The sequence below is a fragment of the Candidatus Cardinium sp. cBcalN2 genome (assembly GCF_022810445.1).
GTDB lineage: Bacteria > Bacteroidota > Bacteroidia > Cytophagales > Amoebophilaceae > Cardinium.
Window position 1 is genome coordinate 1 of sequence record NZ_JAACGD010000056.1, and the last position, 11,098, is coordinate 11,098.

Genomic DNA, 11,098 nt, shown 5'->3' on the forward strand with positions numbered 1-11,098 from the left:
CTGCAATCCATCCCGGCAACTGTTTTTCTTTTCAACTGTAAACTCCGCTTTCTGATCGCACTTTTTTCAAAGGACGCGTTTTTTTCCTAGCATAAGCCATAGTGATGAACGGAAACGCGCTACTGTAAAGCTATAATAATATAGATAGATAGATAGATAGATAGATAGTTTTTTGATTGATCAACAAATAAGCAAAAGCATACTTACCGCAACATCTTCAAGAGTAAGCTAACGCTTTTTTTTAACTTCCGTCTATCTACAATCATATCCAAGAAGCCATGCGCCAATAAAAATTCTGCTGTTTGAAACCCTTTTGGCAATTCTTTACCCACCGTTTCTCGAATCACACGTGGACCTGCAAAACCAATCAATGCACCTGGTTCAGCTATATTGATATCACCTAGCATGGCATAAGAGGCGCTTACACCACCTGTAGTAGGATCAGTCAGTAGCGAGATATAAGGAAGTTTAGCATCAGCTAATTGGCGTAATTTAGCAGCTGTTTTGGCCATTTGCATCAGAGAAAAACTACCCTCCATCATCCGGGCACCTCCAGACTTAGAAATAATCAGCAGGGGCGTGCGATGGGCCAAACAATGGTTGATCAATTGGGCTATTTTTTCGCCCACTACACTACCCATAGAACCGCCAATGAATTTAAAATCCATGCAAGCAATCGCAATAGGAAATGCATCAATGGTGCCATAAGCCGTTCGTATAGCATCTATTAAATCGGTTTGTGTTTCTGCTTGCTTTAGACGCTCTGTATAAGGCCTATTATCTACAAATTGGAGTGGATCTACCGATCGGAGAGTTGCATTAAGTTCTGTAAACTTATTCTGATCGAATAAAATAGCAAAATATTCCTTTGAGCCAATCGGTAAATGATATCCATCATCTGGTACAACTTGTAAATTTTCCTCTAATACTTTGCTGTGTATAATCTTCCCTTTGGGTGTTTTAACCCAAATACCATCCGGTGACTCTTTTTTGTCGGAACTAGGGGTTAGAATTCCTTTCTTTTTGCGCTTAAACCAACTTAGGTTGTCGTTTATTAAATTCATACAATTATTTACAAAATTCATTATACCGCTTGCAAAATCTATTGCTGATGGCACTTTTGATGTCGAAACTTATCTATGCTCCTCCAATACATTGAGTATGGTGCGGTGCTCAACTGCACTTTTTCTAAAAAAAATTCATCACAAATAGCTTGTGCAAACAGTATATTAAAAGCCACCTTAAAGGCTTTATGGGCTTTCAGGACGCATTTGCGGAAAAAATATCACATCTTGAATAGAACTGGAGTTGGTCATAATCATTGTTAGGCGATCTATACCGATTCCAATACCTACGGTCGGAGGCATACCATAGCGTAAAGCTTTTAAAAAATCATGGTCTACCACCATGGCCTCTTCATCTCCACGTTCGCCTAATGTACGCTGTTCTTCTAGCCTTTTCTGCTGATCGATCGGATCATTTAACTCGGAAAAAGCATTACATATTTCCTTACCAGCACATATTACTTCAAATCGTTCCGTTAAAGCTGGATTTTCTCGATGGCGTTTAGCTAAAGGAGACATTTCAACGGGATAGTCGGTTATAATGGTAGGCTGAATCAGATGAGGTTCGCACTTTGAACCAAAGATTTCATCTATAATCTTACCCTTGGCTACGTTATCTGCCACATCAATATGGAGCTGATGGGTTACGTTGCGTAATGCCGTTTCATCCATATTGCTCACATCATATCCAGTAAAATGGTGGATCGCTTCAAACATCGTAAAACGTTTCCATGGCTGCTCGAAGTTAATCAGATGAGGCCCAAATGGCACCTTTGTGCTGCCATGTAGCGCAAGCGCCACTTCTTCTATCAATGCTGCTACATAGTCCATCATCCAAATGTAATCTTTGTAGGCAACATAAAGTTCTACTTGCGTAAACTCAGGATTATGAAAGCGGGACATGCCTTCATTTCTAAAATCTTTAGCAAACTCATAAACTCCTTCATATCCACCAATAATTAATCTTTTTAAGTAGAGCTCATTAGAAATACGTAAATATAAAGGAATATCTAACGTATGATGGTGGGTAGTAAAGGGGCGTGCAGATGCACCTCCATAAATGGGTTGCAGGATAGGAGTTTCTACCTCTAGATAACCTTGTCGGTGCAAGGAAGCTTTCATGGTATGAATCAATTTGGCTCGTTGTTCAAATACCTTTCGTACGGAGGGATTAACAATTAAGTCGACATACCTTTGGCGATAACGTTGTTCAGGATTGGTAAAAGCATCATGTACTTTGATCCCTTCTTGGGTAGTTACCTCTTTGACAATTGGTAAAGGGGCCAGTGATTTGGTTAGTAAGCGAAGATGGGTAACGTGAATCGCTATAGCCCCTACTTGAGTGGTAAAGACCGAACCTTGCACTTCAATGATATCTCCTATATCTAGTAACTTTTTAAAAAAAGTATTGTAGTGGCTTTTATCCTCTCCTGGACAAATAGCATCTCGTTGGACATAGAGTTGCATGCGTCCACTCGCATCTTGTAATTCTACAAAAGAGGCTGCGCCCATAATCCTGCGCCCCATAATGCGACCGGCCAGTACGACATGGCTATAGCATTCCTTATCTGTTTCTTTGTAACCCGCAAGAATAGTGGCTGCTGTCGCATTGATGGTGTTCACAAAGGCTGGGTAGGGATCAACACCCATCGATTCTAAAAGGGTTTTTTTCTGCGTTCGAATGATGGCTTGTTCACTCAGTTCGTGCATGGCAATATAATAATTCGTGTAAAAATTAAGGAATAAAGTCTTTCATGGTTATGCCGCTGGTTTATGCAGCCAAAACCTTTGGTTAGGCTGAGCATGACTAACGATAGAGACTTGCCTAATTTACATTTTATTTTTATAAATTCTAGATCTGGTAACCGCTTAACACAAAAAGGTATTTATATAAAGCGTACAATCCATATCTTCCTTTTTATTAAATTTAAACTGGTGATTAATTTTTTAGTGAAAACGTAAAGCAAATGTTTAAAAAAATCATTTACTCTATTCTATATCTATTGGCTTGGCCCCTTTGTGCTTTAGCTGACCCTATCACCTATCAGGCAGATAGACTGGAAGGTGAGGTTGTCAACGATAAGGCTTGTAAGAAATTAGAAGGCAATGTGGTGATTACTTTTGATACCCATGGTATGACCTTGACCGCAGATAGAGTCTATAAATATGATGATCAAGAGGTAATAGAGGCGCAAGGTAATGTTAAAATTGTGGATCGAGAAGGTAGCGTATTAAAAAGTGGCCTCTTGACTTATGATTTAGCACACAAGCAAGCCATTTTCGAAAATGATGTAAGCTGTTCCTCTACAAAGGCTATGTTTTATACCCCTAAACTAATTTATGATGTAGAAAAGAAACAGGGGAAGTTTTTGCAAGGAGGAAAATTGGTACAAGATCAAATGGTTTTGACCAGTAATAAGGGGGTTTATGATGGTGCACGCCATCAAGTTACCTTTTCTAAAAAAGTAGTATTGGTAGATCCTAATTATAGGCTCCATTGCGACCAGTTGCATTATCATACGGAGTCAGAGGTTGCTTATTTTCGTGGAGATACTAAAATTATCCATCAAGAAGGGGTACTGACCACTGCCAAAGGCGGCCAATATGTTGTACCTAAAAAACAGCTTGCATTTGACCAAGGAACACTTACTACAGAAGAAATCATTCTTACTGCAGACCGCTTAGAAATTATTGATGGCCAAGATTGTGCGGCTAGTGGTCATGTTTCGCTTCGAGCCAAAAAGCATGATGCGGTCATTGTAGGTAAAAAAGCTAGTTATTCTGAAAAAGAAAAAAAAGGAGAGATAACTGGTGAGCCATTATTAACCAAGGTAGTCAATAATGACTCCATCTACTTACGGGCTAATACCTTTATAGTTTTAGAAAAAACCATCAACAATCACCCTCCAGAGCAAGAAATTCATGCTTTACATGATGTCAGACTCTACCAAGAAGAGCTACAAGGTGTGGCCGATGGTGCGGTCTATAATACCAGTAAAAACACCATTCATTTACATAATAAACCAGTGATTTGGTGTAGCAACTACCAGATTACGGGAGAAGCAGTTTACCTGGTTATAGAAGAGACATCAGAAGCAGTGAAGCTCTTTGTAGATAAAGATTTGTTTATGGCATCAGCAGATCCAGTTGGTAATTACAATCAAGTAAAGGGACACAAGATGGTGGCATTTTTTAAGCAGGGTGCTATTGAAAAGATGTCGATAAACGGTAATAGTGAAAGCCTCTATTTTGCACTAGGGGATAACAATGAGTTAATGGGGATGAACCATATCAAGTGTGATAGTATGGAAATGACTATGATCGACAATGCATTGTCGGAAATGATATGCAAACCAAAACCTCAGGGGATTTTTTATCCAGCAGAAAAAATTGAAGACACACAAATGAAACTGGATGGTTTTGTTTGGCATGGTGAAAAATGGCCTACTAAAGAGCATATTTTAGTTAGGAGGGCTTCCTAGATAATAAAGAGCTAAAAAGTATCTGTTCGCGAAATTGGTAAAAACTGTTTTTCTATTTCAGCTGTAAGGTATGCCTTCAGCAACTTTTTACCCAGGGCTTGATTTTTTGCTTACTTTTTTATCAAGAAAAAAGTAAGTTAAAAACATCTTATTTCCCACTGACTTGAACAGATACCATCTGAAAACTGTGCTTGCTGGTCACAGCTTTTTCCAAGGGCACATTTTTCTTAGCTATTTTTACCATAGTCTTGAGCAGTAACCTTGCTGAGCGCAACTATTTTAAAAGGAGCATTTTTGAGGTGGACCTATGCCAAATTAGCGAATGGACGCGATTTTTTAGCTACTTTTTGATCAAGCAAAAAGTAGCTAAAACATTCCTTAATAGATAACGTAAACAAAATGCCATTTAAGGCAGCTGCTTTTCTTCTAAAAATTTACTGGAGAAGAATTTCCCTACTATATAACCCATAGATGCTGCCACTACAGTTAAAAATAAATCTTTTTCTAGCTCTAGAAATAAAAACAAAATCTCTTTTTTCTGGTAGACTACTAAAAATAGATCTAAATAAAAAAGACAATACAAACAAGTAAATAAAATCCATGTTGTAGAAATGGTTTTTTCACTTTTTATTTTCTTAACCCAAAAGCCAAACAACACGATAGCACCAGCTGAAAGTAGCAATAATAAAAAAGAAAAGATTGGATACAACAGCAGATTGGCTAAAACATTGTAACAAAGTGCCAAACCACCTAATATGTTTTGGATTGCTCCTTCTGAATGGGTATCTTTTTTCAGTATCTCATCTAGAGAATCAGAGGGCGTATCTTGCCCAGCAGGCATATCTTGCCCAGTAGTAGTATTCGAATTAGGGTCTAATTCCGTAACTTGCAAAGTTTGAAAAACTATATTCCCCTTGTACCAGGATGGCATAGGATCATTTAATGTAAAATTTGTTGCTATACAAACAACCATGCTGAGTAAATAGGATAAAAAATACATAAATTTGAAGCTTAATTACTTTTTTATAAATCGTTTTTGGGTTAGATTAATGTTAGAGCATAGCGATTATCTACTTAACCACGTTTAGCTACTCAATATCTTAATTTTTAGAAAAAGATCATAGTTTAAATATATGAATATTCAAAAGAAGTTTAATATTTTATTTACTAGAAGAGGTACCTGCCATGCTGAACGCTTACTACCTGAATTAGTAGACAACAATCTATTGATTAGTGACAGACAATTTAGTGATCACCTGCGATTCCTCTATCTGTATACAGATTTATTAGCCTATTATGATAACAATAATCAACGCATAGATCAAAATATCTGGCGAAAGTTTTTAGAGCAAGATGATACGGTTATACGTTCCCTCATTCTACACACTAATATCGATACTTTAAAGAAAATTATTCATAAAGATTTTGCAACACTGCGGCATACCCATACAGAGATTGCAGAAAGCAAGTCTATGCATCATATCTTGGTAATAGCTCGAGAGTTAATCATTTTATTAGATTATTGGTATAAGAATCTATCTAACATAGATGTGGTTCGAGTAAAATTACATACGATTATACATGAAGAAATAAATACCCATATCAGTAAAATATACAAGGTTCTGCAGCAGCATGGTCAAGCCAGTACCAGCCAAGCTTTTATAGATTTTTCTGTTTTTCTTTATGAAAAGTGCCATAATGCTTCTTTATGGGAACTAAAATCTAATCTAGTTTATGATGAAATAAATAGTAAGGAACCTAATGACCAGCAAGTTATCGATATTTTTGATGATTTTTTTGATGCTGTTTTTAACACTATTTATAAATTAAAGCAGCTAGCTGCTAGTGATTATTTTGACACCCTATCTTCTCAAGATAAAGAGCCACATATGGCCCTTTTGATCGCTTTTCTACAACTACTACAATATGCAGATGCGCACCTTAATCACATTCCCCAAAGGACACTAGATCACTATTATAGACATGTGCTAAAATTCAATAATAATCCGTCTCTGCCGGACCAGGCCTATGTTCACTTTTTACTTAGCCCGAATCATCCTTTTGCTTTTGTACCAGAAGGAACCCGTTTAGTGGCAAAAAATCCAGTTAATGGCGAAGATATTTTATTTGAAACGCAAAGAAATATAACGATAAATAAAGCTAAAATCGCTCAGATTAATACCTTATTGATTACTAAAAAGCTTGATAAAGAAGGCTATAAAACAGTTGAAATAGCTACTACTACCTATGATCACCAACGATTAAAGTCGCTTCCTTTTCAGCTCTTTCCTACCCCAAAAGATAATGAACAAGTCAACAAGCATTCCAATGAACAATTGGCTGTATTGGTTGGTTCACCCTTATTTCATCTTGCTGAAGGCATGCGTACCATTCATATAAGATGGCAATTTACCTTCGAATCGTTTCAAGTATTAATGGATCGTAACGTCAATAAGGATATACCTAGTGTAGCATTTTTAAAACACTTGTCAAGTATGCTCTATGCTATGTCACACATACAAGTTACCACTAAAGAGGGGTGGTTTAGCATACCAGAAGAAGCTGTAGCATTGGAATTTATTGAAGAAACGCGTTGTCTACACATTCGTCTATCTTTAAATGCCGAAGTGCCTCCAATAGAAACATTACCTGCTGAGTACCAAGGTGACCTAGTAAATCCTGGTACGCCTACTGTATTTGTTGGCGTACGTAATCAAGCATCACTTACTGGCCTCTATCTTTTAAATGGCTTGATTCTTGAAAAAATAGATCTAAAAGTTCGTGTGGAGGGTTATCGTGGGTTGGTTCTTCAAAACCAACTAGGCATTATTGATAATAGTCAAATTTTTGAACCTTTTGGTCCATTGGCCAAGCTAGATAGCAGTTTTTATATAGGCAGTGGAGAGATTTTCTCTAAAAACTTAACTGACTTAAAAATACATATCAAATGGGATAGCCTTCCTACCTTAGAAGGAGGCTTTAAATCTTATTATGATGCCTATCCCACTATAGTAAATAACGATGATTTCAAAGTAAATATTGCTTACTTAAATCACCAACACTGGCATCCATCTCCTGCCTCAAAAAGACAAATTGTGCCTCTTTTTCACTCCATAAAAAATAATCAAGGTAGTGAGCAGTTGGATCATCTTAAAACCATTCATGATATTGACTTAGCTGCATTACGGATCACTAAATCAAACCATCCGCTGGATGTTTCAGTGTATGGTCCTAAAACAGTATCCGGTTTTTTAAAATTACAATTATGTGCACCCGAACAAGCTTTTGGCCATGCCATCTATCCCAATATTATGAGTAGTGTACTGGTTAAAAATGCACAAAAAAAGAAAGAAGAAGCCGTAACTGTTTTGAATGAACCTTATACACCTCTTATAAAATCCATTACAGTTGATTACGAAGCAGAAGAGTCTATGGTATTAACTTCTCCCCCTGGGGAAGAAGAAGAAAAGTACTTAAATAGCTTTTTTCATATTTCTTCTTTTGGCTATTTAAAAACTTTTCCTAGTAGGGTAACTACGCCATCTACCTTATTACCACTGGTAGAACAAAAAGAATCATTTATAGCTTTTGGGATAGAAGAGCTAAATAGCAACCACTTATCTATGCATATAGCTATTGGCCAGGCTAATCCAGATCAAGAAACCCAGCAACCTAAATGGTTTTATTTGTCTGATAATACCTGGTTACCTTTTGAAGAGGCGATTGTTCTAGATGGAACAGACGGCTTATCTAAATCAGGTCTGATGATTTTTGATTTGTCTAACCTACCCAGAAAGATTAACACAAACAATACCCGCATGACCCCAGGGTTAATCTGGATTAAAGCACAGTTTATGGATAAGAAAAGAGCCTTAGTCACTATCGTTGGGGTCTATACGCAAGCAGTTGCCGTATCGAGGGTTATGAATAAAAATGGTGTCTTTTCTGCTCCATTACTCCCTGAAAAAGCCATTCAACAATTACAGAACCCTATAGAAGGCATTGAGTTGGTGCTACAACCTTTTCAAACCTTTGGTGGAAGACAGTTTGAAAATCATCAAGCTTTTTACAGAAGGGTTAGCGAGCGTTTAAGGCATAAAAATAGAGCCATATCAGTCTGGGATTATGAACGAATCATTCTTGAAAAATTTCCAGAAATTTTCAAGGTAAAGTGTATCAATCACACAGCAAGAAGTACCTATAATATGGTAAATCCTGGCTATATAACCATTGTGGTAATGGCTAAAGCAGGACCTACTCTAAGTATGCCCTCTGTTAATAGGCAACTGTTAATGGAAATAAAAGCTTATATTGAAAGTGTAAGTACGCCATTTGTAAAGTGCGAAGTAATCAATCCTACCTATGAAGATGTTAAGGTTAACGTTACTGTTAAGTTTAATCCTGGTTATGAGAAAGGATTATTTTTAAATTTGTTACAACAAGATTTACATAACTTTTTTTCTCCGTGGATGTTTGACCCATCAGCGGATGTCCAGTTAGGCGGTAATATACCTACTTCTAAAATTATAGACTTCATTAATAATCGTTATTATGTAGAAGGAATAGGAAATTTTTCTATATTGAAATATGTAGGGGCCCCTCCAGACTTAAAACTAGACAAGGTAACGACTTATGATAGCCATTTATTTGCCGTTTATCCATGGTCTGTTATGGTTTCTGCAAAAAACCACAAAATAGCGGTTGTAGATAAGTTTGGTGCTGCTGTCAAACTACGCCATGGTAGTATAGGCGATATGGCTATTGCTGAAGATTTTATAGTAGGCCCATGGGAACGTCCTAAAGAGCCGGAAGATAGATCATCTGTAGATACAGATGCGCCCATACCAACTATAGAAGAATACTGTTTAATTACCAAAAAATATGAGAACTAATCATGGCAATCACTAGTAGAGAAGCACTAAAGAAAAGCTTTGAAAAAGGATCTATCCCTACCCAACGTGACTTTGAGGATTTGATAGACTCAATGTTTCACAAACAAGATGATAAAATCATCTCTCAAGATCACGGATTAAGTTTATCTCCTAAAGGGAGCTCCTCTAAGCTTATAACCTTTTTTAACAATTTGAATGATTTTAAACCTAAATGGAGTATTGAACAATACCCTAAAAATACCCCAGATTTTGGTTTTAATCTTGTTGATAAACAAGGTGAAAGCAAGTTTTTTATCCAAGCTGATGGGCATGTTGGTATAGGAACCACTAATCCCTCTGAGCAATTAACTGTAAACGGCAACGTTAGCATGCATGGACGTAGAGGTGCTTATGCCACTGGTTCAGTGCCTGGTGATGGGAACTGGTATAGTATTACACCACCCTTAAATGCATGCCATGCATTTGAAGTAATCGCTAAAATTAGTAAAAAGGGACGGGGTTTACATGCTATGACCCATGCTATAGCACTGAGCACATTTGGCAATTCGGATAATAAGATTAACCCTATACAAGCCTATTATGGCAGTTTCAGAAATAAAATTAATCTTCGCTGGATTGGAGACACCTTCAATTATACGCTGCAAATAAGAACTCAACGTGATTATGGAGAAGATAGTATGATTAAATATTATGTGACTAATTTATGGTGGGAAGAAGAAGAGCATGATGATCCGATACAGGAATAAGCCATTTTAAAATATTTTTTGTATGTAGCTTTACCACATCTGCATTGATTTAACCTCTATCGGTATAAACTAAATAGCTACCTAGTTTCTTGACAATTAACCATTTTTAGGTGACTAAAAAATATATTTATAAATTGAAAATCAGTAGTATATAAAATTTTTTACGCACTATATCTATCACTATCTTTTTGGCAGGTTTTAACCATTCACCTTCAAACAAGGCTACTTCCAAGGCTAGCAGCTATGAAACAGTGAATCAAGACCTATCTTCAATAAAATATCATAAGGGCGTATGGTCTATACCCACTGGTCTAGGGGTTCACTGGAAACCTAAAGCTGAGGCTAAACTGACAAATAACAGATGGGTGGGCTTTTTTGCTACTACAGGTATAAAATGGGAGAAGTTATTTTATAAGCATTATACATTTTCTGCTGGACTATTATGGGGGCTATTTTTACCTGATATGTTTATGGTGAAGAAAGAGATGCCATTCCATATAAATTTGGGGATCATCAATATCACCATACCTTTTAAAGTAGCACTTTTTTTACCTATGACCTCTTTACAGTTGGGTTACTTTTTCAATAGTAAGTGGCACTTCTCGTGTGGACTAATCTATTTTTATGCTTTGGAATGCAATATAAATTATTTACTTTCTTCAAAAATAGCTATTAATGGAAAACTTTGTCTTTTTCTAGATAAGTTTATAAAAAATCATGGCATACATTTAGGCTTTGCAAGCATAGGGATAGATTATAAATTATTTAGGTGATACAACAATATTTGTTCATAACAGTTTAAAAGGTAGCCGTTCAGCGCAGTGACAAAGGCTACGTAGAAAAAGTAAAAACGCTCCTTGTAAAATAGTTGCGATCAGCAAGCAGAACTTACAGCTGAAATAGAAAAACAGCAT

General features: G+C 36.7%; 7 protein-coding genes. 4 read left to right on the forward strand and 3 right to left on the reverse strand.

Annotation, left to right across the window (positions count from 1 at the left end):
• Window positions 1-203 precede the first annotated feature (203 nt).
• Window positions 204-1,064: an acetyl-CoA carboxylase, carboxyltransferase subunit beta gene (accD, locus tag MUW74_RS01695; RefSeq protein WP_243517592.1), complete on the reverse strand. Its 861-nt coding sequence runs from the start codon at window positions 1,062-1,064 to the stop codon at window positions 204-206.
• A gap of 186 nt (window positions 1,065-1,250) precedes the next feature.
• Entirely contained in the window at window positions 1,251-2,774 is a 1,524-nt protein-coding gene (gene lysS / locus MUW74_RS01700) for a lysine--tRNA ligase (protein WP_243517595.1), read from the reverse strand.
• Between the two features lie 257 nt (window positions 2,775-3,031).
• Here lysS and MUW74_RS01705 point away from each other — a divergent pair, with 257 nt between their 5' ends.
• Window positions 3,032-4,546: an OstA-like protein gene (locus MUW74_RS01705; protein WP_243517597.1), complete on the forward strand. Its 1,515-nt coding sequence runs from the start codon at window positions 3,032-3,034 to the stop codon at window positions 4,544-4,546.
• A gap of 406 nt (window positions 4,547-4,952) precedes the next feature.
• On the opposite strand, the gene MUW74_RS01710 is transcribed toward MUW74_RS01705, so the two are convergent.
• Window positions 4,953-5,546 (reverse strand): hypothetical protein, encoded by a 594-nt coding sequence (locus MUW74_RS01710; RefSeq protein ID WP_243553035.1) that lies wholly within the window; start codon window positions 5,544-5,546, stop codon window positions 4,953-4,955.
• A gap of 133 nt (window positions 5,547-5,679) precedes the next feature.
• Here MUW74_RS01710 and MUW74_RS01715 point away from each other — a divergent pair, with 133 nt between their 5' ends.
• The 3 genes from MUW74_RS01715 (at window position 5,680) to MUW74_RS01725 (ending at window position 10,957) form a co-directional block, all read left to right on the forward strand.
• Entirely contained in the window at window positions 5,680-9,438 is a 3,759-nt protein-coding gene (locus tag MUW74_RS01715) for a baseplate J/gp47 family protein (RefSeq protein WP_243517601.1), read from the forward strand.
• 2 nt (window positions 9,439-9,440) lie between these two features.
• The gene (locus tag MUW74_RS01720; protein WP_243517604.1) at window positions 9,441-10,184 is read left to right on the forward strand and encodes an adhesin; all 744 of its coding nucleotides are present in this window, start codon (window positions 9,441-9,443) and stop codon (window positions 10,182-10,184) included.
• A gap of 251 nt (window positions 10,185-10,435) precedes the next feature.
• The gene (locus MUW74_RS01725) at window positions 10,436-10,957 is read left to right on the forward strand and encodes a hypothetical protein (RefSeq protein WP_243553036.1); all 522 of its coding nucleotides are present in this window, start codon (window positions 10,436-10,438) and stop codon (window positions 10,955-10,957) included.
• The last annotated feature ends 141 nt before the right edge of the window (window positions 10,958-11,098 follow it).